Genomic DNA, 22,141 nt, shown 5'->3' with positions numbered 1-22,141 from the left:
GATGCGACTTCCCAAAACGGCCCATGCGGAAGGTATTTTCGTTTAAAGTGCTTGTTCGCGCCACAGGCGGAGCGCGCATTCTGTTCGCGCCCAAGCAGCCTCCCCATCAGGAAGGCCAACGCGCAAAAAATTAGTTCTGCCAACGAAAAATCTGGTCACGATCCCTTGCCGGCAAAGATGCAGCCAGACTTTCATGGCGTGTTCGGTTTCCACCAGCGTGAACAGGCAGCTGTCCCCTTTGCTGTTGAAGCCAGCATTGTGAAGCATTCCATCAAGCCGCGCACGCGCGCGCCGAGCCGTCAGTTGCGCGCACTCCAGCCATGCGGTGTCTCGTAACGCCTGCCGTCCAGCAGCGATGGCGAGGCCGCTGACAGGCCATGAGCCAAGCAGATCACGCGCTCGCTGTGCTATGGGTTCTGCTGAGATAAGAAACCCGAGACGCACGCCGGGCAGACCATAGGTTTTGCCAAATGATCGTAGAACGATCAGGCCGGGATGCGGCAGGGCGCTCGCTACGCTCTCCCCATCAAAATCGGCGAACGCTTCGTCAACCACAAGATAATTTCCAGATGCTGCGCAACGATCGGCAAGAGCGGCAAGAATTTTCGCCGAAAGACTGCGTCCGTCTGGATTGTTCGGGTTGCAGACAACGCAAACCGTGCCGGGTTGCGATGCTTGCGATTCAAGGTCGCCGAAGTCGGTAAATTTTCTGACAGAGATGCCTGCTTGTAGCCATGCTGTTTCATGACCTGAATATGTCGGCCCAAGAATGCACGCCCGGTTGGCATGCAAAATACGCGGCAAAAGGGAAATAAGGCTCTGGCTTCCTGGACCGCTTGCGACCAGGGCAGGGTCGGAGACGCTATAAGCCGCCGCCGCCGCTACGCGCAGATCGTCCTCTTCGTCCTGCTCTGGCAAGCGGGTCAGGCTGACCAGTGATGGCATGGTCAGAGGATAGGCGTTCGGGTTGATGCCGGTCGACAGGTCGATGAAGGGGCGCGGCGCATCGAGGAAATGACGCATGACCGCTTTGACCTGCCCTCCGTGGGTAGGAAGAAAAGGAAGTTGTTCCCGGGTTTCAGGTTGGTTGGAAAATTCCTTCCTGATGCTGACTGTATCTCGCGTCACGACGTCACGCCCCGCCTGCATCCGCGTTTCCCCGACGTCGAAGTAAATAGATGTCCATGATCCAGCCATGCTTTGCTCGTGCGGCGGCGCGGGCGGCGACGATGCGGGGTCCCATTTGCACAAGTGGCCCAGTGAGCACGATCTGTTCGGGCATCCCCACATACGCGCCCCAGTATACAACAATCCCATCGGCCGGGAGGTGTCGGAATGAGCATTCTCCGTCCAGCATCACGACCACCGTATCGACGCCCTGCGGCCAGCCATGGTCGCGGAGCTGGCGCCCGGTCGTCACCAGAAACGGCGCGCCGATTTCATTCAGGGCGACGCCATGCGCTGCGGCGAGCATGTTTGGGGACATGATGCCGGGAATGCTGCGCACGATCGGCTTCGGTGTCAGGCGGGCTGCGATGCGCAGCGAACTGTCATACAGCGCAGGATCTCCCCAGACGAGCAGAGCGACTTTCCCACCATCGGGCAGGCTTGCGCCGATAGCTTCGCTCCACGCGTTCGCGACGGCGTTGTGCCAACTATCGACGCCCTGACGATAGTCCGGGGTGCTCGCGTCACGTCGCGGCATGTCGAATTCGACGAGGCGGACTGCAGGGTTCGTGAGAACCTGCGCGCAGATCATCCGGCGCAGATCGGCGAGATCGGCCTTGTCTTCCCCCTTGCGCGGGATCAGGATCAGGTCCGCAGCGTTGAGTTCACGCACGGCCTGTAGTGTCAGGTGTTCCGGATTTCCCGTGCCAATGCCAACGAGAATGAGTTCATTCATACGTTGCGCCCTTTTCGCTAGCAGGCGCGATCAGATGGAAGAACGTGCCGCTGGCGAACCCGCGTCGCGACCCGGTTTCGGGCAGATCGGCGCCGTCGGCGTTGACCGTTCGCGCAAGCGGGGCGTCCGGTTGGTCGAGGATCGTGGCGTAATGAAATTCATGCCCGCGCAGCCGCCGTCCGGCGTCGTAGCCCGGTATTGGCGAGAGAAGCGTGGCCAGACGATAGCCGAGATGCATTCTCCGTTTGGCGAAGGACGTCTCCAGCCCAAGCAAGCTGGTCATCTCGTGCCGGACGCCAGCGGCGTCGACCACTCCAGCGCCCATCGCCATGTATCCCCCGCACTCCCCATGCGTGGGGCGGGTCTGTGCGAAGCGGCGCAGTCCGTCACGAAAATTGCGGGCTGCAGCAAGTTTTCCCGCGTGGAGTTCCGGGTAGCCGCCGGGCAGCCAGCAGGCGTCAGCGCCCTCTGCGGGCGCTTCGTCGGCGAGCGGCGAAAAAGGAAGAATCTCCGCACCGGCCGCGCGCCACCCCTCCAGAAGATGTGGGTAGACGAACGAAAAAGCTGCGTCGCGGGCCAGCGCCACGCGCTGTCCGGGCGGCGTCAGCGGGGCCGGCGTCGCGCCACGCCCGAACGCGCCATCAGCCAGCGTCATCAGGCGATCAAGATCGACATGCTCGGCGACGAACGCGCCGAGTTCCTCCAGCAACGCGGCCAGTCCCGGCTGTTCCTCCGCCTGAACGAGACCGAGATGCCGCTCGGGCAGGGCGACGGTCTCCCGCCGGGGCAGGGCGCCGAGCACGCGCAACCCGGCGGTCTCCATCCCTGCGCGGATCAGTGTTTCGTGGCGCGGGCTGGCCACCCGGTTGAGAATCACTCCGGCCATGCGTACGCGAGGCGACAGGGAGGCGAACCCATGCGCGACGGCGGCGGCCGACTGAGCCTGTCCGGACACGTCGAGGACCAGTAAGAACGGCCAGCCGGTAAGGGCGGCGAGGTCGGCGCTGGCCCCGTTTCCGGCTTCTCCGGCTGAAGCGACTCCGTCGAACAGCCCCATCGAGCCTTCCGCCAGAATCAGGTCAGCGTCGGACCTGCCGTTGATCAGACCCGCAATCCGCTCCGCCGACATGGCCCATGTGTCGAGGTTGACTGACACGCGCCCCGATGCGGCGCTATGGAACGCGGGGTCGATATAGTCCGGTCCGTTCTTGAAGGGCTGCGCCGCCACCCCGCGCGCCTTCAGGGCCGCGAGCAGCCCCAGCGTCACCATGGTCTTTCCTGCGCCCGAGGACGGCGCGGTGACGATCAGGCCGGGCGTGCTCATTCGCCCTCCGGGAAGCGCGGCGCTGCGCCGACGGGCCGGAAGCGGCGATCGTAATCTCCTGCGTAAAGGCGGCTCTCTTCGAAATCCGTCGCGCCGATCGCGCGCCCGACAAGGATCAGCGCCGTTCGTTCCAACTCTCCGCCCAGCGCTGTCTCCAGCGCGCCCAGAGTGGCGCGGACGATGCGTTCATCCGGCCAGCTTGCGCGCCATACGACGGCCACCGGGCAGTCCGCGCCGTAATGCGGGAGCAATTCGGCGACGACGCGATCCAGCACATGAACCGACAGGTGAACCGCCAGCGTGGCGCCCGTGGCTGCGAACGCCGACAACGTTTCGCCCGGAGGCATGGCCGTCGCACGCCCCGACATCCGGGTCAGCACTACGGACTGCGCCACGCCAGGCAAGGTGAGTTCGGCGCCAAGCGCTGCTGCTGCTGCTGCGAAGGACGGCACGCCCGGCGTTACGTCATACGGCACGCCCAGCGTCCGCAGGCGGCGCAATTGCTCGCCCATGGCAGACCAGACCGACAGATCGCCCGAATGCAGACGTGCGACGTCCTGCCCGGCGGCGTGCGCCGCCGCCATCTCGGCGACGATTTCGTCCAGCGAAAGGGGCGCTGTGTTGACGATGCGCGCGCCCGGCGGACAGTGATCAAGCAACGCCGTCGGAACCAGAGACCCTGCGTAGAGGCAAACCGGGCTGGCGGCGATAAGGTCCCGCCCGCGCAGCGTGATAAGGTCTGCGGCGCCCGGTCCGGCACCGATGAAATGAACGGTCATGGGCCTGTCGCCTCGGTCTTTTCGGCGATCGCTGCAGTCGCCATCCTGTCAAAAGATACGGCGCGCGGGGTCAGCAGACGCGAACCCGCGCCTGCGGCGCTGAGCGCTACGGCTTCGGCGATGCTGCCGGTCCCGAAATCAGCCATGATCCGTTCGGAGCGCGTCAGAGTGACGATGCGCGCTGCAGCGTCGGCGGATACGGCGGCGACCGGAAGGCCCAGTTCTTTCGCCAGCGCCAGAAATGCCGGTGCGTCGGCTTTCTCCACCAGCGTCGCCAGCGCGGCCAGCCCCTCCGCCCCGCCAGCCGCCGCCAGCGCCTCGCGCAGTGACGCCAGTTCCGCCGCGCGACGGAAGCCGAAGCCCGCGACCCTCATCGCGTGACGCTCCATTGGGTCACGGGCCTTGCCGGTCGCCATCCGCGCATCGACCCGAGCGGCGCCGCGACGGACAGTTCGATGCGCAGCAATTCGCCGCCCTTGCGCCCATGCCATAGAGTCAGCAAGGCTTCCGTCTCCAGCGTCACCGCGTTTGCGACGATGCGCGCACCTGCGGGCAGACGCTCCCACAACGCAGCCAGCAGGACCTCGTCCGCGCCGCCCCCGATGAACGCGGCGTTTGGTTCAGGCAGATTCGCAAATGCGTCGGGCGCCGCGCCATCCACTACGTGCAGCAGGTGATCAACCCCGAACTCGCGCGCATTGGCCCGTATTGTCGCGGCGCGGTCCGCGCGCGTCTCTATCGCGACGGCGCGACCTCCAGACAGGCACCATTCGATGGAAATCGATCCGGAGCCTGCGCCGATATCCCAAAGCAATTCGCCGGGCCGTGGGGCGAGGGCCGAAAGGGTCAAGGCGCGGACGGGACGTTTGGTGATCTGCCCGTCATGGCTGAAGCGTTCGTCGGGTAGCCCTGATGCGCGGGCCAGCCCGCTCCGGCCCGCGAACTCGATGGCTGCTGCGACGGGCGTGGCGATGTCGGCCAACGAAAAACTTTCTGCGCGAGCGCTGCGAACCCGCTCGCGCGGACCGCCCAGAGCCTCCATGACGTGCAGGGTCGAGGCGCCGAAACCGCGTTCGCTCAACCATCCGGCCAGGGCCACGACGGCGGGACCGTCACGCATAAGGCAGATCGCGCGCGCGCCGTCGCTCAACGCGGGCAGCAGCCGTTCGAACGGAGCGGCGTGCAGACCGAAGCAGGAGGTTTTTTCCAGACTCCAGCCAAGGCTGCTGGCGGCGAGGGAAAATGTGGACGGGGCCGGGTGCGCGATCCATTCGTCCGGATCGAGCCGCTCGGCAAGGCTGGCGCCCGCGCCGAACCAGAACGGATCTCCGGAAGCAAGCACAACGACTGCCCGCCCACGTTCGGCCAGAACGGGTGCGACGGAGAATGGAACCGGCCAGGGGCGTCCGCGCTCCCCCGCATTCACCAGCGCGAGGTGACGGGGGCCACCGAAAATCACCGCGGCCCGGTCAAGTTCGGCATGGCGCGTAGCGGATAAACCTGCCATCCCGTCCTCACCAACGCCGATGATCACAAGCCAGGGCACAGGGGCGCTCCGGCTCCTCGTTTCGCACTCCGGCTTGGGTTCAGGAGCAGTTTTAGTCCGGAGGTCAGCCATGACCCGCGTCCTTCTTCTCGGCGGCACGACCGAAGCCAGCCAAATGGCGCGCGCTCTGAAGTCGTCTTGCGTGGACGCGACCTTTTCCTACGCAGGCAGAACGGCGGCGCCGCTCGCCCAACCGCTGCCGACGCGGATTGGCGGCTTCGGCGGCGCGGACGGGCTTGCGGAGTATTTGCGCGAACAGAGTATAAGCCACGTCATAGACGCCACCCATCCCTTTGCGGTCCAGATGAGCCGTAACGCGGTGGAGGCGTGCGCCGCCGCCCATGTGCCTTTGCTGGCGTTCGAGAGAGCGCCATGGACGCCGGGCGAAGGCGACGACTGGCGCATGGTCGTCGACGTTCCGGGCGCGGCCGAAGTGTTGCCGGAAACGCCGTCGCGGATTTTCCTGGCCATAGGCAGACAGTTTCTTGACGCCTTTGCACTCCGCCCGGAGCACGATTACCTGTTGCGGCTGGTCGATCCCCCCGAAGTCGCGCTCCCGCTGCCGCGAGCAACGGTCATCGTCGCACGCGGACCGTTTACAGTGGAAGGCGATCTGGCCGTTATGAAGGCGCATGGCGTCACGCATGTGGTCGCAAAAAATGCGGGCGGCGCAGGCGCGCGTGCGAAACTGGACGCCGCGCGCGCGCTTGGCCTGCCTGTGATCGTGATCGACCGGCCCGAAGCGCCGCCTCGTCCGGTGGTCCGCACTACGGAAGACGCAATGGCGTGGCTTGGTCATTCCGCGTGTCTCGGCGTGTAAAGATACGGTCCGACGCGTCGCGTCGCGGCGTTTCCGACCAGCACCACCGTTCGCATGTCGGCCATGTCGGCGTCGGCCTCCGTCACAGACATGACGGTGATCCGTTCTTCCGGCGTGGTCACGGCGCGGGCGAAGACGATCAGGCGATCTGGTCCGCATTCTTCTCGTAAAATATCGAGAACACGTGCGAACTGATGCGGTCTGGCGGCTGAACGCGGGTTGTAGAGCGCCATGGCGAAGTCCGCCTGCGCGGCCAGGCGAAGCCGCCGTTCGACGGTCGCCCAGGGCTTGAGGTTGTCGGACAGGTTGATCGCGCAGAAATCGTGCCCGAGCGGCGCGCCGACGCGCGCGGCCGCGGCGAGCATCGCGGTGACGCCCGGCATGATTTCGATCTGGATGCTTCCGAATGCGGGGTTTTTCTCAAGCGTCTCGAAAACGGCCGACGCCATGGCGAACACGCCGGGATCCCCGGACGAGACGACCACAACCTGCCGACCGGCCGCAGCCATTTCCAGCGCGTGGACGGCTCTTTCCAGCTCAACGCGATTATCCGTCGCGTGCAGCGTCAGTCCCTCGCGCACGGGAATACGCTTAACGTAAGGAATATAACCGACCACATCAGTCGCTTTTGCAAGAGCCGCCGTGACTTCCGGCGTGATCAGTGCGTCGTTTCCGGGGCCAAGCCCGACGACTGTCAGGACGCCGCTCACGGCGCATCCTCCCTTCCGGGGCGACGGCCTTTTCCATGCGCCAGAACCGTCGCGAAATAGGGACAGTCGCCATCCTCCGCGTCGACGACACGAAGCACCCGCTGGCCGGGCATGGTGCCGCGTTCGACCAGCCACGCGTCCTCTAACCTGCCGGCGGCGGCGAGGGCGCGGCGTACCTTCGGCAGGTTACGCCCGGTTTTCATCACCACCAGTGCGTCGGCGTCGCGCATGCGCCGAGTCAGTTCAGCTTCGGGCATCGTGCCCGGCAACACGGTCAGCACGTCGTCGCCCCAGGTGATCGGGGTTCCGGTCGCGTTCCAACAGCCGGTCATGCCGGGAACGCCGGGGACGACCTCGACAGTCGCGCGGCCTTGCAGGCGCACGTGCAGATGCATGAAGGAGCCGTAGAAGAAAGGATCGCCTTCGCACAGGACCACGACGTCCTGTGTCTGCGCAAGCGCAACGAGGCGATCCGTCCAGTCGTCGTAGAACGTGGAGAGCGTGTTCCGATATTCGTCGCTTTCGAAAGGAAGTTCCGTGGTTACTGGATATTCCATAGCGTGTTCGACGGCATCCGGCGCAAGCATGCCTTCGACGATGCGCCGCGCCTGTCCCGCGCGTCCGGCCTTGCGGAAATACGCGATGCGCCCCGCACTGCGGATCAGCCTGTCGGCGCGTACGGTCATTAACTCCGGATCGCCCGGCCCAAGACCCACGCAGATGATCTTTCCCGCCATGGCCTATTCCTTCCGGCTGGCCAGTGCGTTGATGGCGGCGACTGTAATCGCGGAACCCCCGAGTCTTCCCCTGACGGTCACTGCCGGGGTCGGAGGGGCCTCCATCAGGGCCGCCTTGGACTCCGCCGCGCCGACGAAACCGACGGGGCAGCCGATGATCGCGGCCGGCCGGGGGCAGCCGGGCTCCTCCAGCATGTTGAGCAGGCGGAACAGGGCCGTCGGCGCGTTACCGATGGCGACGACGGCGCCGGACAGATGCGGCCGCCACAGTTCCAGCGCAGCAGCCGAGCGCGTATCGCCCATCTCCTGCGCCAGAGCGGGCACGCGTTCGTCATGCAGCGTGCAGATGACGGCATTGTCGGCGGGCAGGCGGGCGCGGGTCACGCCCTCGCTGACCATACGGGCGTCGCACAGGATCGGCGCGCCCGCTTCCAGCGCTGCCCGCGCGGCCTGGGCCATGCCGGGCGTGAACTCTATATGGCGTTCCAGCCCGACCATTCCGGCGGCGTGGATCATCCGCACGACGACGATCTCCTCCTCCGCGCTGAAGCGCGCGAGGTCGGCCTCCGCGCGGATGGTGGCGAAGGATTGGCGATAGATGGCGGCGCCGTCGGTTTCATAGGAATATGGCATCGGCGCCCCTTGTCAGCGTTTCGGGCGCGGCCTGCAACTGCCGGGACGTCAGAGAGCGTTCGACAGGGGATGAGGCGTCGCCGTTCCTCACAAGACCGAACCCGCCGGTTTGCGCCACGAGCGTCACGGAGGCGGCGGCGGGATGGGCGCAACCCTTGGCGCAACCCGAGACATGCAGCGTCTCGCCCAGGGGGATCTGCGGCGCCAACGCGCGCGCCAGAGGCCGCGTGGGCTGCAACGCCTGCGCGCAGCCGGGCGCGCCAACGCAGGCGACGACGCGCAGGAGCAGATCGTCCGCGCAGGTAATGACGCCGTCGATTTCAGGAGCCGTCGTCACGCCTTCCAGCAACACCATGCGCCATGGCGTGACGCGAAGCGGCGCAGTGTCGGCGAGGGCCGAAAGTGTTGCCGCTTCCATCTGCCCGAACGTGAGAGCGACCATGAAACCGGCTGCGACCGGGCCGGGAGCCGGGCGCGTGGCGGGACACTCCCTCGCCGCCGCGACTTCGGAGAACATAGGGGGAGGCGTCGCGCCGCTCGCAATATGCGCCGCCATGCGCACTGCGCCGCCGCTTGCGACGAACCATCGGGCAAGGGCGAGCGCGGCGTCCGCCATCGTCGCGGCTGTGACGCGCGCGCCATGGCTGGCGCCGTCAGCGCGGCACAGCAGCGCGCCCGATTCGTTTCGCTCGATCCGTATGTCGGCGGAGACGTTCCGCAGGACCGGCTGTTCCCCGGCATCCATCGCGAAGCCGAATTTGCCGGGCAGGGAGAGACCCTCTTCGTCGCGCAGGGCGTCGGAAAGGCGGCTGGCCAGTTCCATCGTGCCGTCGCCGTCTCGCCAGAACGGAGCGACGACGAGCGAGCGTCGCGCCTCAGCTTCCGGTGTCGGGTCGAGCAGCCCCAGTTCCGCCAAACCGTCGAGCAGGCGCGGCCAGCCTTCCTCGCTAACGCCCCGAAGTTGCAGATTGGCGCGCGTCGACAGATCGAGCAGCCCGTTGCCGTAGCGCGTCGACAAAAGCGCCACGCCCGCCGCCTGCGCCTGCGTCAGGCGACCACAGGGCGGTCGGATACGGACCAGCATCCCGTCGCCGGACCTCATCGGACGCAGCGCGCCCGGACACCAGCCCTTGACCAACGGACGCGGGGGCGTCGTCACGGCGAATCCCGCAGGCTGGCGGCGATGGCGTTGCGGCGCGTGACCCATAGCCCGGCGTCGGCAAGGGCTCGGAACCGATGGCGCAGGGCCGCGAGGGCAGTCGGATTTTCCTGTTCCATGAACGCGACAAGATCATCCTGTCCAAGCGTTGCTTCGTAGTAGATGTCGAACAGATGCACAGGCACGTCCCGCGTCAGGTGAGCGAAGGCGGCGAGGTTGTCGAGCGTGGCTGTGATCTCCGCCGCGCCGCGAAAGCCGTGGCGCATCATGCCGCTCGCCCAGTTCTGATCGCCCGCGCGGGCGCGCACGACGCGCGACAGTTCCTCCCGCAGTGTGCGGGCGCGGGGGGCTTCGGGTCGGGTCGCGTCGATGTGGTAGAGTGCGGGCGCAGCGCCGCCGAGCATCGCGGCGGCGGCGGCGGGGCCGCCTTCATGCGCGGCGTAATCCTGCGAAAGCAGCAGGTCCGTTTCGGGAAGATCCTGCACATGGGCCATGGCGTCCGCGTTCAGCAGGCGCGCCTCCAGAGCCTCCCGATCCTGCCGTATGTCGCCGTCCACGCCGATCGCCCATTCCGAGGCCCCGAGCCACGCCTCTCCGGCGTCGTCGCGGCCGTCGGCGGTGTAATTCTCCGCCGCGTCGCCAAGACCGATCCCGTAATGACCGGGTTTCGGTCCAAAAACGCGTGGTCCACGGATGGCGTAGGGGTTGTCCTCCACTGGCTCCTCCCGCTCCGCCAGCGTGGCGGCGGCGGCTTCGAACATCTGCGCGAGGCCGGGAAACGTGTCGCGGAACAGGCCGGAGACCCGCAGCGTCACGTCGATGCGCGGGCGACCAAGGAGGACCGGAGGCAGGATCTCGAAACCGTTCACTCGCTCCGAACCGGCGTTCCAACGGGGGGCGAGCCCCGCCAGATGCAGCGCCATGGCGAATTCCTCGCCCGCCGTGCGCATGGTCGCCGATCCCCACAGGTCGACGATCAGCCCGCGCGGCCAGTCGCCGTGATCCTGCAGGTGACGTCTCAACAGTTCTTCCGCGAGCCGGACGCCTTGCGCGTGCGCCACGCGGCTGGGCACGCTGCGCGGATCGACGGCGTAGAGATTGCGTCCGGTAGGCAGCACGTCGGCCCGCCCGCGCAGCGGCGATCCGGACGGCCCCGGCGCAACCCGACGCCCCGCAAGGGCCGCCAGCAGGCCCTCGCGCTCGCCTGCTCCCTGTCCGTAGATATGCAGGCCGTCGCCGAACTGGCTTTCCTTGATGTCGCAGACAAATCGGTCGATCCGCACGATGGCCTCGGCGGCGCCGGCTTCCTCGGGGACGCCCAGATCCTGCTCGACGCCCGCCGCCCGCGCTTCGGCGCGGATCGCGTCGATCAGCCGCGTACGCCGCGCCGGGTCCAGTCCTTCGGCGGACGAATATTCGTCGAGCAGTCGCTCCAGCCGCAACATACCTTCAGGAACCGAAGCGGCCCGTTGCGGCGGCGGCATGTGGCCGAGCGTGACGGCGCCGATCCGTCGCTTTGCCTGCGCGGCCTCGCCCGGATCGTTGACGATAAAAGGATAAATCACCGGCAACGCGCCGGTCAGCGCTTCCGGCCAGCACGCGTCGGACAGGGCGACCGCCTTGCCCGGCAGCCATTCCAGCGTGCCGTGTGCGCCGACGTGAATCAGCGCGTGTGGTTCCTGCGTCCTCAGCCAGAGGTAGAACGCGACATAGGCGTGGCGCGGCGTTCTGGAGAGGTCGTGGTAGTCGCCGTCACGCTGGCGGGCGTCGCCGCGTTCGGGTTGCAGAGCGATCAGCGCGGCGCCTCGACGCGTTGCAGGAAACCGGAAGGCGCCGTCGATGACCGAAGGGTCGGAGGACGGGTCGCCCCATTCGGCTTCGACCGCCTGTCTTAACGCGGACGGCAGGCTGGCGAGCGCTACGCGATAGGACTCCAGAGACCATTCGAACCGCTCGGTCTGCAACGCCTCGACCAAAGGCGTCGCGGAGGGCTCTATGGCGTATCCGGCGTGCGACAGGTCGCCCAGAATTGCGTCGGTCGAGAGGAGCGCGTCCAGCCCTACCGCGTGCGCCATCTGGTCGGGACGCCCCGGATAGGTCGAGAGAACGAGAACCAGACTCCGCTCCGCCGCTGCCGTGACGGCCAGTCTGCGCCATGCGGCCACGCGATCCGCAGCCGCTGCGATCCGCGCAGGGTCGGCCCGATGTGTCAGGCGAGAGAACTGAAGCTGGAGATCGCGCTCGTCCGCGGCCTTGAAGCTGACGACGCCAGCGAAAATCCGGCCGTCCACTTCCGGCAGAACGACATGCATCGCCAGATCGGCAGGCGACAGCCCGCGCTCGGACACGGCCCAGTCTTCGCGCCGCGCGGTGGACAGCGCGACCTGAAAAACCGGACATTCGGTAGCGTCGAGCGGCGAGGCTCCATCTTCCCCGCGTGCGGAAAAGGCGGTGGCGTTGATGACGGCGTCGGTGTGCGCGTCGCGCAGCGCGCTCGAGATCCAGCGCGCGGCGTCCGGGGATTTGAGCGACGTCGCGAACAGCCCGACCGCGCGAAACCCGCGCGCGCGCATGGCGTGGATCAAGGCGTCCACAGGATCGGTGTCGGCCGCCGTGAGATAGGCCCGGTAGAAACTGACCACCGCCAGCGGCTCGGAGCCGTCCGGTGGAGAGGAAACGACGCCTGCGTCCGGTTCGTACCAGCCGTAGTCCGGGATCGCTGCAACCGCCTGCGGAGGAGGGGCGGAGAGGCCGGCGGCCTGCGCCAGTTCGGCCAACGCCGCCTGCGCGGCCGTCGCCCCGCCAGTGTCGCACAGGCGGGACAGGCGGCGGAGCGTCGTTTCCGGAATGTTGGAGGCAGCGTTCAGGCGCGGATCGTCCTGCCCGTCGCCCGGCAGCACGGCGAGCGCGATCTTGTTGCGGCGGGCGAGATGCTCCACCTGCGACAGCCCGTATTGCCAGTATCCGACCCCGCCGATCAGGCGGATCAGGATCGCTTTCGCGTGCGACAGCGTGGCGTCGAGGTAGGTGTCGATCGACAACGGGTGCCGCAACGCCGCCAAATTTGCCAGCCGCAACGTCGGCAACGCGCCGTTCGCCGCGCGCCAACCGGCGGCGAAGGCGCCAAGGTCGCTGTCCGAGAACGACAGCACGACGATCTCGGCCGGAGTCTGTCCGAGATCGACCGGCGTTTCCGTCTCTTCCAGACCATGACTTTCCCGGAAGATGACGTGCATCGGGTTACGCTTTCTGTGTGGTCCGGCCCGCCAGCACGGCGCGGATCGCGACGCGATCAATATGATCGTGCTCGGCGATCGCCACCAGCCGCGTCATGCGCGGCGCGGCGCCCCATGGCCGGTCGTACTGTGTCCGAACGCGCTCGCCGACCGCCTGCAGCAGCATACGCATGGGCTTGCCAGCGACGGCCACATATCCTTTCACGCGCAGGATCTGCTGCTCGCGGGCGAGCGCGCGGACGGCCTCCGTCAGCTCCTCGGGATCGGCGATCTCCGGCAGGTCGATGACGACGCTGTCAAAATCCTCGTGCTCATGATCGTCATGGCCGTCGTGATGCGACGGGCGAGCGGCCAGATCATCTTCGGCGGCTGCTTCCAGTCCGAGGATGACCTGCGGATCGATGACGCCGTCGTTCATCGCGACGATCGGCAGCGGACGCGGCGCAATCTCTGCGATCGCTGCACGGGCGCGGGCGAGTTTTTTTTCGTCCACCAGATCAGCCTTGGTCAGCAGCACGATGTCGGCGCAGGCAAGCTGGTCTTCGAACACCTCCGCCAGCGGCGTGTCGTGATCGAGGCTGTCGTCAGCCAGCCGCTGAGCCTCCACCGCCGTCGGATCGGGGGCGAAGCGGCCGTCCGCCACGGCTTCCGCATCCGCCAGCGTCACGACGCCGTCTACCGTGATGCGCGAGCGGATGCCCGGCCATTCGAACGCCTTGAGCAGCGGCTTGGGCAGCGCGAGGCCCGAAGTCTCGATCAGGATGTGATCCGGGCGTTGCGGCAGCGCCATCAGCCGCTCGACCGTCGGGATGAAGTCGTCGGCCACCGTACAGCAGATGCAGCCGTTCGCCAGTTCGAGGATGTTTTCCTCGGGGCAGTTCTCGTCTGCGCAGGATTTGAGGATATCTCCGTCCACCCCGAGCGTGCCGAATTCGTTCACCAGCACCGCGAGCCTGCGGCCCTGCGGGTTGGTCATCAGGTGACGGATGAGCGTGGTTTTTCCCGCCCCGAGAAAGCCGGTGACGATGGTGACCGGAATTTTTTCGAGCGTCGTCGCTGGCGCCGATGCGGACATGTCAGTTCTCCTGCGGGGGAATGCGAGCAAGGCTCTGCTTGCGGAAAATCACGGGGCGTTCGCGCCAGGGGACGATGCCGTCAGCAGTCGAGGCATAGGCTGCGGCGCCGCTCAGGATGTCGGGGGCGTCGGCGTCGGTCAGGCGCCCGTAGACGTAGCTCCATCGTCCCGGCCCGGCGAGCGCGACGGCGCAACCGTTGCTGCAGGCCGAGAGACATTCGGTGGGGACTATGGTCACGCCGTCCGGCGCGTCCGCCGCGGTCAGAGCGGCGTGCAGGCGCGCGCCCGGTACGGGCTGGCCTTCCACAACCGGCTCTCCGGCGCGGCAGGTCGTGCAGACGTAGAGCTTCGCGTTCATGTCCCGGCCTTGTGTTGCAGCCGGGAAAGGCGTGCGCGGCCGTGCCCGCGCCACGATGTCGCGGCGAGGGACGTTCAGCCGGTCACAGCGCACCCCGGCTGTCCGTTGTATCGTCGCTGGCAGGTCTCCCGGCTTGCGGATTCAGGGTCTCCCCAATGATCGGGCGGCCTTCCCGACTGTCGTCAGTGGCTGTGCGCGATCTTTCCGGTCACGGTCGCGGGGGCGGCTGCGCTTCGGACGTCGTCCTGTCGCATTCCCTCTTCGCCTCTCGATAGATGTGTCTATAGAGCGGAACCAAGCAATCTGGCTGTTGGGGCAATGCGCCTGGCATGTCAAGCGTTCGCATCTCAGGGACTGGAGCCGGGCATGACCACCGATATTGATCACGACGACAATGGTCAGGACGATAATGCGCGCCACGCCGAAAAGATGGCGAAGAGGAAAGCGTCTCGCGACAGGATCATGGCGACCAAGCAGGGTGAGAAAGGCCTGCTGATCGTTCATACCGGGACGGGAAAAGGAAAATCCTCATCCGGTTTCGGGATGATCCTGCGCTGTATAGCCCACGACATGCCCTGCGCTGTCGTGCAGTTCATCAAGGGCGCCTGGGACACTGGCGAGCGACGGCTGATCGAAGCCAACTTCGCCGATCTGTGTCAGTTCTATGCGATGGGCGAAGGCTTTACCTGGGAGACGCAGGACCGGGAGCGCGACATCGCCGCCGCCCGCAGGGGGTGGGAGAAGGCGAAGGAATTGATCCGCGACCCGCGTATTCAGATGGTGTTGCTGGATGAGATCAATATCGCCCTGCGCTACGACTATCTCGACCTTGACGAGGTTCTGACGTTCCTGCGTGAGGAAAAGCCGCCGATGACCCACGTGGTGCTGACAGGACGCAACGCCAAACCCGAGCTGATCGAGATGGCCGATCTGGTGACGGAAATGACGCTGGTGAAACATCCCTTCCGCGCCGGGATCAAGGCGCAGGCGGGCGTTGAATTCTAGGACATTATCCGTGCGTGCGCTGATGATTCAGGGAACGGGCTCCAATGTCGGCAAATCCCTGCTGGTGGCGGGGCTGTGCCGCGTGGCGCGGCGCCGTGGGCTGTCGGTCGCGCCGTTCAAGCCGCAGAACATGTCCAACAACGCGGCAGTGACGGCGGACGGCGGGGAGATCGGACGGGCTCAGGCGTTGCAGGCGCTGGCCTGTGGGCGCGCCGCGCACACGGACATGAATCCTGTCCTGCTCAAGCCTGAATCGGACACAGGATCGCAGGTGATCGTGCAGGGCCGACGTTTCGCAACAGTGAAAGCGCGCGAATATGCCCGTCTCAAGCCGCAATTGCTGGCTCCCGTGCTGGAGAGTTTCAACCGGCTGCGTCGAAGCGTGGATATCGTCATCGTCGAAGGTGCGGGCAGCCCGGCGGAGGTGAATCTGCGCGTGGGCGACATCGCCAATATGGGGTTCGCGCGGGCTGCCGACGTGCCTGTGATCCTCGTCGGGGATATCGACCGGGGCGGCGTGATCGCCCAGATCGTCGGCACGAAAGCAGTGCTGGAGCCGGAAGACGCAGCGCAGATAGCGGGGTTTCTGATCAACCGTTTTCGCGGCGACCCAAGTCTGTTCGATGACGGGTACGCCCTTATCGAACGCCGCGCCGGATGGCGCGGTTTTGGCGTGATCCCCCACTTCGCGGACGCCGCACTGTTGCCTGCGGAGGACGCGCTCGACCTGCGCCGCGCCGCCGGTTCAGGGGCTTTGCGTATTGCGGTTCCGGTTCTCTCCCGCATCGCCAATTTCGACGATCTCGATCCGCTGGCGCAGGAGCCGGGCGTCACGCTTTCCATGATCGGCGCAGGGTACGCCATTCCGGGCGACACGGATCTGGTGATCCTGCCGGGAACCAAATCGACGCGAGCAGACCTCGCCTGGTTGCGTGCGCAGGGGTGGGATATCGACATTGCCGCGCATGTGCGCCGTGGCGGACATGTGCTTGGCGTTTGTGGCGGATATCAGATGCTTGGCCGTGCGATCCACGATCCGCTGGGACTTGATGGCGCGGCGGGAGATACGCCAGGACTGGGACTGTTGGATCTGGTCACGGTCATGCGGCCCGAAAAGCGCCTGTCGCGGGTGGAGGCGATCCATGCGGCCAGTGGCGCGCCCATGTCGGGATATGAAATCCACATTGGCGAGACGACAGGCGCCGCGCTTGACCGTCCCTTCGCGCATGTGGCGGGCGCGTCCGAAGGGGCGGTTTCGGCCAACGGACGGATCATGGGCAGTTATCTGCACGGCATGTTCGCCGACGACCGGTTTCGCAACGCCTTTCTGCGCCAGCTCGGCGCGGCGCCTTCCGCCCTGAACTATGGCGAGCGGGTGGACGCTGTCCTCGACGGTTTGGCGGATCATCTGGAAGCGCATTGCGATGTGACCGGTATGCTGGCCGCAGCGCGTTAGGTCTTGATTCGTTCAACTGGGATCGCCCTAGCGGGCGAAGAAGTCTGATACGCCTCAACTACTGCTTGCCGTTACTGAAGGAAGGTGAGGGTTGCCGCGAACCGGGTCGGAGCAAAAGCATCAGAGTCGATCTCTTTAAGAAGCGATTTCGTCAGGGTGGTCATCAGCATTTTTTAAAGTTCTAAAGGAAAAAAGCGTCTTAAACCCATGTCAAGGCATTAATTTACGTTTTTTCGATCCTTCCACCTCCTATAGCTTGTCGTTGATCCGGAGGTATGTCTTGGATATAATTAGGGAAAATGAAGATTAAATATGAGCATAAATGAATTCCGTGCGCCGTTTTTGTAGTGTGGAAATATGAAAAAATTTGCATTTGTATTGTTCTTCCTCTCAAATACTATTGAAATTTTAATATACACTTTTATAATGATCCCTTTTGTTCTGCGTGTTATTTCGTGGAATCCACTTCACTATTTCGCGATAATTTTGAGAATTGATATGATATTGTCATTAATATTTATAGTAAATCCAATATTAAAAATAGCTAGAAGAAAGGAAGGTGAATTCTGCGTACTATTTTATGTGGCGTGGTTCATAGTCTCGATATTGAATATATTTTCTTTGACTTTTGCTCTTTTGGGAATCCCCTCCTTACTATCATTTTTATCTTACGGTTTTTTAGTAAAAAAACTCAATAGGTAAATTTTTCATGAATATATAATGAAAATCATAAAATATGTTATTAAAAAATAAACCGTGAGATTAAGTCGACGTCGTGCGCAAACGCGTCGGATGGCGTCACGAGGAGTTAGGTACTGCCCGGCTTAGTGACGTTGCTGGATTCTATCGTTGCTCCCATGGGTGCGCGTGATTCTTTTGCCATCCAACGCGATGCAACAGCGGCATGTCGTCGTCGAACTCTGGATAGCCGATGCAAAGATAAGCGGAGAAACGCCAGATGGGCGGGCAGTCGAACAGGGTCTCCATGGACGCTGGATTGAGAATGGAGACCATGCCAAGCCCCAGATTTTCCGTGCGGGCCGCAAGCCATAGACTGTGGATCGCCATATCCGTAGAGGCGCGAAGCGTGTCCGGTATGGAGCGACGGCCCAGAGCATGACCCTCATCCGGGTCGGAGACGGTGAAAACTGCCAGTTGAAGCGGCGCCCGATCCAGACCGGCAAGCTTCAGGCGTAGGTAATCCTCATGCTTCTGACCGTCATACGTGGCGGCGGCTTCAGCGTTGCAACGCGTGAAATTCGCACGGACGGCGTTGCGCAGGGCCGCGTCGTCAACGCGGACGACGCGCCACGGACGGGCGTTGCCGACCGAGGGCGCCAAGTCCATCGCTTCTTGCAATCGGGCGATGATCGCCTCGTCGATCGGATCGGTCCGAAAATGGCGCACATCCCGACGCCAGCGCAGGATGCGGCGCAGGGTCTTCGCGTCCTCGGCGGTGAATTTCATCGAATCAGCTTCCCTGCGTCTCGTCGGCCAACCTTGTGTGGCCGACGCAGTGGGTTATCGATGGCCGGGACGCAGTGCAATCCGGCGGTTCTCCTGAGTGCGGGTCATGATGCCCGGACAAAACTGAGATCGTGGCCATGACCACCGCCAAAGCCGCCAGCATCCTGCGGTACAGGGCCAGTCCGTGCAGGAGGTCCTGAGCCTGCGGGTCTGGCGCGTCGCCGTTGAGCCACGGCTCGTTGGCGACGCGATCAGCATAGGCGCGGGGCCCTGAAAGACGAATGTCGAGGGCGCCCGCGAATGCTGCTTCGGGCCACCCGGCGTTTGGAGAGCGGTGGAAGCGTGCGTCGCGCCACATCGTACGCAACGCAATGAGAGGCCTTCTGGAGACGACGGCGAACATCAGCCCCGTTAGGCGAGCCGGAGCCAGATTGGCGACGTCGTCGATCCGGGCTGCGGCCCAGCCGAACGCTTCGTGGCGGGGCGTTCGATGGCCGATCATCGAATCAAGCGTGTTGATCGCCTTATACGCGGCTATGCCGGGCAGCCCGAACAATGCTCCCCAGAACAATGGGGCTATCACGCCGTCGGATGTGTTTTCGGCCAGACTTTCGGCCGCAGCCCGCGCGATCCCCGCTTCGTCAAGCAGATCGGGGTTGCGACCGACGATCATGGAGACGGCGCGTCGCGCGTCGGAAAGGTCGCCATCGGCCAACGGATTCGCGACCGCCGCGACGTGATCGTTCAGAGAGCGCGCGGCGACCAGCGGCCATGCCAGCCCCCCGGTCAGGACTGATCCGATCCATCCTCCGGGTAACAGTCTGGCAGCGATCAGGCCAACGCCGGCGGCTACGCAGATCGTAAAGCATGCGCAGACCGAGCCGGCGATGCGGCGGACAAGGCTGCTTGCGTCCTCGCGGTTGAGGCCCCGGTCGCCCAGATCGATCAGCCTGCCGAGCCACGTCACAGGATGGCCGATCCGTAAATATACGCTGTCCGGCCAGCCGATCATCGCGTCCAGAGCCAGCGCAATCAGCATTGCCGCGACGGAGTTTCCGCTCAGCAAGGCGCGCGCCGGCGGACAGAGGGGAGCGGGGCTCGCAAGCGGAGCGGGACAGGGGTGCACGCATGCGCCAAGTCGGGATCTTTCCATCGAACGGTTCGGGTGCTTCTGGTCTCGCTGCATCCGTTAGGCAAGTTTTACGGCGGAAGGCCGGAGACGTTCCTGCAGTTCGTCGTGCAGTCGCCGTTGGGACGTTCAGAGGCGGCTTATGAGCGGCGACGTGGTGAATCCTTCGCACGGTTCTCAAGTCAACGTGATGCTGAAAGCATGGAACCTCCATCATCAGTTAACGTATCCCATCTCGGGTAATTGGAATGCTGCCCAATGCTTTGATTATTATGCGGGAGCAGCTTTCGCCGTGAAGGTGCAGTTACGCATGGGGCTCACTCTGCAAGTGATCCAGGTTTTTTTGGTCCAGTTGAAGCGTGCCTGCGATTAGTAGAATTAAATGAAAACTACAGAAATTCACAAAAATATTTATCAGTTGCTCCCTGATGCGTCTTTTTTGGATGACCGGGCGGAAGCGTTTCGCGATCATAGAGAGAGTAAGTGAAGCACATGCAACGTTGGTATACCGTGGTCATTCCGACGCGACAGAGCGGGAAATGGATGTCAGCGCTTCTGGAGCACTATCGAGCCCGGAGCGTCGCGCCGATATTGCTGATTGACGCCAGAACCACTGACGACACGCGCCAGATAGCCGCCGAATACGGCGCGCAGTGTGTGGAAGTTCAGGATTTTACCTTCACCGAAGCGATCGTGCCTCTGGTGAAGGACGTGGTTGCGACCCCGTGGGCGTTGTTTATTCATGACGACGAGATTCCCTCGGACGCGCTTTTCGAGCGGCTGGACGGACCGGAGCCTCCCGCAGAGGCACAGTCCGTTGCGATTCCACGTCGGTGGGCATGGTATGAACCGGGACAACCGTTGAAGTTCGGTCGGTCCGATCGTTGGGCCGACAGGGCGCTTCACGCAGGAGCGGATCATGCCTGGAGGCTGTTTCGCCCTCAGGAAGTCGAATATGTCCCGGCAATGCATAGTGAGGGGTTTTACATCGATAAATGGTCCCGTTTTTCCAGCGAGTTATATATTGTCCATTTCGAATGGATCATTCGGACGCGCGCGCAGCGTGAAGCAAAATTGCGACGTTATGATGAATACCGCTACGGATATGGGGTTTTCTTCGAACCCCTTTACCTTCCAGAGAGTCAACCGGAGGGATTGATTGATTACCTTCCGTTCGAAACGCACGATTACGACGGGTTGGCTGAGGTGTACTATTCCCTAAGAGGACCGGACCCGAAAATACCGCGTTATAGTTTGAGAGCCAGGATTTCTCGTATGAAATCTCGCGCCCGGGACAGGTTGGGATTAAATGACTTATTCAAGGAGCCATCGGATCGACGGGCAATGAATGTGCATCTGGAAAAAGAAATTCGTGACACGAGGTGATTTCGATATTTAAAAAATAGCCATATATAAGGTAAAATTTTTAACAATCGTTTGACAGGCGTTGGCGAGGGAATCCCCCGCCAACGTCCCGCTTGAGCGCTGGCGCAGCCGCGCGTCATTCCGACGACGGGATATGATCCTCGTAATCCGCCCAATGAGCGAGAAGTTCAGCGATGACTGGCGCTCCGGCGCGCTCGTTATTATCGAACGCTACCGTTTGCCCTGGTCCTTCGTCGCCCATGGACTTCGCCGCGTTTTTCCCCGGCGGCGGCATGTCGAAGTTGCTGCCCGAGCGCAGCACCATGATCCGGCGTGCGTCGAGATAGCCGCGATCGGCCAGCAACCTCATTTCGATCTGGTTTGTCTGGCTCTCTTCATTCGTCATGACGAAAACGCCCTTGCCGTGCGTCCAGAGGGAAACCCAGCGTTCGGCCCAGCGGTTGCGTGACTGGCCATGCCAGTAGCGCAAGGCCCCCAGCGTTTCGCCCATCAACACGAAGGGTGGTCTCTGCGCGTTCGGAAACCCTTTCCAAGCGGCGCGGCGGCGGGCGATTTCCGGGTCGTCCGACAAGCTTGCCGTGCGGCTTATGGCGTAAGCCCACTGTGCCAGACCGACGTTCAGCGGATAAGCCTTGCTGAGTTCGTCCATGTTCGTGACCGAGCCATAATGATTGGCGTCGGACGGCAATGTGTCGGGCCTGTCGGCGCCGATGGCGTAGAGGCCGTAAGGCCAATTTTTCGGAATGTCTCGGTCGTCGATTTCGCGGAGCGCGTCGCCGTCCACCACCCAGCGCGCCCATGCAACACTGCCGACGGAAGCGACGTTCGGATCGACGCCGGAAATGCCGGTAAATATCCAGTAGCTGTGTTGAAAGTCGAAATGCGGGTCCAGCGCCAGCGCCATCAGGTCGGTTGCGCCATGGCGCAACACAAGGCCATAGACCCCGTCCTTGTTCCGCCGAAGTATCGCGTCCGGCACGCCGCGGACCGGCACGACCTCGTCCAGATGTTCGCGCTCCACCCAGTCCTGATACTCACCCGGCGCGTCGCCAGAATCTGCGCCATTCTCCCACCCTGCTACGACGATGACCTTCGGGGCGGCGGCGACAATCTGGGCTGCGGGCCCGCCCGTCGGCTCACTGGATGCGCAGGCAGCTAATGCGAAGGCGGAAACAAGGCCGAGAAAGGTTGCGCTACGGGTAGAAATTTTCATGGAAGCACCGTGTATGGTCCAGAATTGAAATCGTGGAAGAGCACGAGAACGCGGTCTCGGTCTGTCTTGTCGTCTGCAGCTCAGCACAGCTCCCCGCATATGATGAAAGCTACTGTTGCGTTGGTCAGGAACGTGCGAGACGCCTCGTCACCTCGTCACCTCGTCACCTCGTCACCTCGTCACCTCGTCACCTCGTCACCTCGTC

The 22,141-nt window shown here is 63.9% G+C and carries 21 protein-coding genes and 1 riboswitch; of the genes, 5 read left to right on the top strand and 16 right to left on the bottom strand.

Going from position 1 to position 22,141, the window contains the following annotated elements; all coding sequences use genetic code 11:
- Nucleotides 1-42: 42 nt before the first annotated feature.
- Genes cobD through cbiE form a run of 6 tightly spaced genes read right to left on the bottom strand, consistent with a single transcriptional unit; the run spans nucleotide 43 to nucleotide 5,624 of the window.
- The gene (cobD, locus tag J2D73_RS09290) at nucleotides 43-1,197 is read right to left on the bottom strand and encodes a threonine-phosphate decarboxylase CobD (RefSeq protein WP_243429817.1); all 1,155 of its coding nucleotides are present in this window, start codon (nucleotides 1,195-1,197) and stop codon (nucleotides 43-45) included.
- Nucleotides 1,133-1,903: a precorrin-6A synthase (deacetylating) gene (gene cobF / locus J2D73_RS09285; protein WP_207881316.1), complete on the bottom strand. Its 771-nt coding sequence runs from the start codon at nucleotides 1,901-1,903 to the stop codon at nucleotides 1,133-1,135. The genes cobD and cobF overlap by 65 nt, the downstream gene beginning before the upstream one ends.
- The gene (locus tag J2D73_RS09280; protein ID WP_207881315.1) at nucleotides 1,896-3,227 is read right to left on the bottom strand and encodes a cobyrinate a,c-diamide synthase; all 1,332 of its coding nucleotides are present in this window, start codon (nucleotides 3,225-3,227) and stop codon (nucleotides 1,896-1,898) included. Before J2D73_RS09280 ends, cobF begins: the two co-directional genes overlap by 8 nt.
- Nucleotides 3,224-4,006, bottom strand: a complete 783-nt coding sequence (gene cobM / locus J2D73_RS09275) for a precorrin-4 C(11)-methyltransferase (RefSeq protein ID WP_207881314.1) — start codon at nucleotides 4,004-4,006, stop codon at nucleotides 3,224-3,226. The genes J2D73_RS09280 and cobM overlap by 4 nt, the downstream gene beginning before the upstream one ends.
- A complete protein-coding gene (locus J2D73_RS09270; RefSeq protein ID WP_207881313.1) occupies nucleotides 4,003-4,380 on the bottom strand; it encodes a cobalamin biosynthesis protein in 378 nt (125 codons plus the stop codon). The genes cobM and J2D73_RS09270 overlap by 4 nt, the downstream gene beginning before the upstream one ends.
- Nucleotides 4,377-5,624 carry a precorrin-6y C5,15-methyltransferase (decarboxylating) subunit CbiE gene (cbiE, locus tag J2D73_RS09265; protein WP_207881312.1) on the bottom strand — a complete coding sequence of 416 codons (1,248 nt, stop codon included), beginning with the start codon at nucleotides 5,622-5,624 and terminating at the stop codon, nucleotides 4,377-4,379. The genes J2D73_RS09270 and cbiE overlap by 4 nt, the downstream gene beginning before the upstream one ends.
- On the opposite strand from cbiE, the gene J2D73_RS09260 reads away from it, so the two are divergent.
- The gene (locus tag J2D73_RS09260) at nucleotides 5,623-6,372 is read left to right on the top strand and encodes a cobalt-precorrin-6A reductase (protein ID WP_207881311.1); all 750 of its coding nucleotides are present in this window, start codon (nucleotides 5,623-5,625) and stop codon (nucleotides 6,370-6,372) included. The genes cbiE and J2D73_RS09260 overlap by 2 nt on opposite strands.
- Here the strand turns inward: J2D73_RS09260 and cobJ are convergent.
- The 7 genes from cobJ to J2D73_RS09225 are packed head-to-tail and all read right to left on the bottom strand — an operon-like array spanning nucleotide 6,348 to nucleotide 14,280.
- Nucleotides 6,348-7,082 (bottom strand): precorrin-3B C(17)-methyltransferase, encoded by a 735-nt coding sequence (gene cobJ, locus J2D73_RS09255; protein WP_207881310.1) that lies wholly within the window; start codon nucleotides 7,080-7,082, stop codon nucleotides 6,348-6,350. The genes J2D73_RS09260 and cobJ overlap by 25 nt on opposite strands.
- A complete protein-coding gene (locus tag J2D73_RS09250) occupies nucleotides 7,079-7,819 on the bottom strand; it encodes a precorrin-2 C(20)-methyltransferase (RefSeq protein ID WP_207881309.1) in 741 nt (246 codons plus the stop codon). The genes cobJ and J2D73_RS09250 overlap by 4 nt, the downstream gene beginning before the upstream one ends.
- Nucleotides 7,820-7,822: 3 nt before the next feature.
- Nucleotides 7,823-8,452, bottom strand: a complete 630-nt coding sequence (locus J2D73_RS09245; RefSeq protein ID WP_207881308.1) for a precorrin-8X methylmutase — start codon at nucleotides 8,450-8,452, stop codon at nucleotides 7,823-7,825.
- Complete coding sequence (cobG, locus tag J2D73_RS09240; protein WP_341535062.1) at nucleotides 8,436-9,611, bottom strand: precorrin-3B synthase; 1,176 nt, start codon at nucleotides 9,609-9,611, stop codon at nucleotides 8,436-8,438. The genes J2D73_RS09245 and cobG overlap by 17 nt, the downstream gene beginning before the upstream one ends.
- The gene (cobN, locus tag J2D73_RS09235; protein WP_207881306.1) at nucleotides 9,608-12,847 is read right to left on the bottom strand and encodes a cobaltochelatase subunit CobN; all 3,240 of its coding nucleotides are present in this window, start codon (nucleotides 12,845-12,847) and stop codon (nucleotides 9,608-9,610) included. The genes cobG and cobN overlap by 4 nt, the downstream gene beginning before the upstream one ends.
- Nucleotides 12,848-12,851: 4 nt before the next feature.
- On the bottom strand, nucleotides 12,852-13,922 hold the full coding sequence (cobW, locus tag J2D73_RS09230; protein ID WP_207881305.1) for a cobalamin biosynthesis protein CobW: 1,071 nt from the start codon (nucleotides 13,920-13,922) through the stop codon (nucleotides 12,852-12,854).
- A gap of 1 nt (nucleotide 13,923) precedes the next feature.
- Nucleotides 13,924-14,280 carry a DUF1636 family protein gene (locus J2D73_RS09225; protein WP_207881304.1) on the bottom strand — a complete coding sequence of 119 codons (357 nt, stop codon included), beginning with the start codon at nucleotides 14,278-14,280 and terminating at the stop codon, nucleotides 13,924-13,926.
- Nucleotides 14,281-14,381: 101 nt separating this feature from the next.
- Nucleotides 14,382-14,595, bottom strand: a riboswitch (cobalamin riboswitch).
- 51 nt (nucleotides 14,596-14,646) lie between these two features.
- On the opposite strand from J2D73_RS09225, the gene cobO reads away from it, so the two are divergent.
- A complete protein-coding gene (gene cobO, locus J2D73_RS09220; protein ID WP_207881303.1) occupies nucleotides 14,647-15,285 on the top strand; it encodes a cob(I)yrinic acid a,c-diamide adenosyltransferase in 639 nt (212 codons plus the stop codon).
- Nucleotides 15,286-15,307: 22 nt separating this feature from the next.
- Nucleotides 15,308-16,741 carry a cobyric acid synthase gene (locus tag J2D73_RS09215; RefSeq protein WP_207881434.1) on the top strand — a complete coding sequence of 478 codons (1,434 nt, stop codon included), beginning with the start codon at nucleotides 15,308-15,310 and terminating at the stop codon, nucleotides 16,739-16,741.
- 843 nt (nucleotides 16,742-17,584) lie between these two features.
- On the opposite strand, the gene bluB is transcribed toward J2D73_RS09215, so the two are convergent.
- The gene (bluB, locus tag J2D73_RS09210) at nucleotides 17,585-18,208 is read right to left on the bottom strand and encodes a 5,6-dimethylbenzimidazole synthase (protein WP_207881302.1); all 624 of its coding nucleotides are present in this window, start codon (nucleotides 18,206-18,208) and stop codon (nucleotides 17,585-17,587) included.
- 4 nt (nucleotides 18,209-18,212) lie between these two features.
- Nucleotides 18,213-19,274 (bottom strand): adenosylcobinamide-phosphate synthase CbiB, encoded by a 1,062-nt coding sequence (gene cbiB, locus J2D73_RS09205; RefSeq protein WP_243429816.1) that lies wholly within the window; start codon nucleotides 19,272-19,274, stop codon nucleotides 18,213-18,215.
- A gap of 205 nt (nucleotides 19,275-19,479) precedes the next feature.
- Between cbiB and J2D73_RS09200 the strand changes: the two genes are divergently transcribed.
- Both J2D73_RS09200 and J2D73_RS09195 read left to right on the top strand, forming a co-directional pair.
- Nucleotides 19,480-19,710, top strand: coding sequence for a hypothetical protein (locus tag J2D73_RS09200; RefSeq protein ID WP_207881301.1), 231 nt, complete (start codon nucleotides 19,480-19,482; stop codon nucleotides 19,708-19,710).
- Nucleotides 19,711-19,994: 284 nt separating this feature from the next.
- Nucleotides 19,995-20,723: a hypothetical protein gene (locus J2D73_RS09195; protein WP_207881300.1), complete on the top strand. Its 729-nt coding sequence runs from the start codon at nucleotides 19,995-19,997 to the stop codon at nucleotides 20,721-20,723.
- 115 nt (nucleotides 20,724-20,838) lie between these two features.
- On the opposite strand, the gene J2D73_RS09190 is transcribed toward J2D73_RS09195, so the two are convergent.
- On the bottom strand, nucleotides 20,839-21,936 hold the full coding sequence (locus J2D73_RS09190) for a purine-nucleoside phosphorylase (protein WP_207881299.1): 1,098 nt from the start codon (nucleotides 21,934-21,936) through the stop codon (nucleotides 20,839-20,841).
- Nucleotides 21,937-22,141: the final 205 nt, after the last annotated feature.

The organism is Acetobacter sacchari, from assembly GCF_017377715.1.
GTDB lineage: Bacteria > Pseudomonadota > Alphaproteobacteria > Acetobacterales > Acetobacteraceae > Acetobacter > Acetobacter sacchari.
The sequence above is the reverse complement of the archived record's forward strand: the minus strand, read 5'-3'. Positions and strand labels throughout refer to the sequence as shown.